The sequence below is a fragment of the Providencia sp. JGM181 genome (genome assembly GCF_018257375.1).
Lineage (GTDB): Bacteria > Pseudomonadota > Gammaproteobacteria > Enterobacterales > Enterobacteriaceae > Providencia > Providencia lanzhouensis.
In genome coordinates, this window is sequence record NZ_JAERJY010000304.1 from 1 (window position 1) to 656 (window position 656).

The window sequence follows — 656 nt, forward strand, 5'->3', positions numbered from 1 at the left end:
GTTATTGTATTCAGATATAATCTAAAAGCAGAGTATTAAGCCGGAAGAAACAACCTATAATAGTAAAACAGATAATCTCTTCCGGTCAGACGATTAAATTCATGGAATCTCTTTTATCAAAACAGGGTCAAAAATAGAAAATCTTTTACTTTCCTAGTGATAGCTAACTGCTAGAAACAAAGGCAAAAAAACATAACGTACTGATATTTTTAATGAAGTGTACTACGAGCGCCACTATTTATGTTTACAACACCATATAAAAATGATGCGGGTTCCAAGTTAAATAAATAGGCAAATTGAAAAAGTGAATCAACATCAATGCAGCTTTCTCCACTCTCGAAACGATTCATTTCATCTTCAGAAACACCAATTAAATCGGCCGCTTGCTGAATACTCATTTTATGACTTTCTCTTTGCATACGGATCTTAATCCCTAGCTTTTTCGCAATTTCATTTTCATTCATAAATGCTCCTTTTACTATTAGATTGAATACCAATTATGAGGGCAGCTAAATTATCATCACACCAAGTTTAATTAATTGACTTATGTTAATAAAACACGACATACATCACATCATTTAATGACACTGCAGTTAAGAACGACAACGACAAGTTAAAGCAAGATAACATCAAACAAAGTGCAGTCATTGCCATTC

Annotated in this window: 1 protein-coding gene; it reads right to left on the reverse strand. The window is 32.8% G+C overall.

Going from position 1 to position 656, the window contains the following annotated elements:
• Nucleotides 1-209 precede the first annotated feature (209 nt).
• Nucleotides 210-464 carry a helix-turn-helix domain-containing protein gene (locus tag JK188_RS17655; RefSeq protein ID WP_036952076.1) on the reverse strand — a complete coding sequence of 85 codons (255 nt, stop codon included), beginning with the start codon at nucleotides 462-464 and terminating at the stop codon, nucleotides 210-212.
• Nucleotides 465-656 lie beyond the last annotated feature (192 nt).

Bases quoted from the DNA above. Each gene is read 5' to 3' on its own strand.
- JK188_RS17655 (WP_036952076.1), bottom strand. From the start codon at position 464: ATGAATGAAAATGAAATTGCGAAAAAGCTAGGGATTAAGATCCGTATG.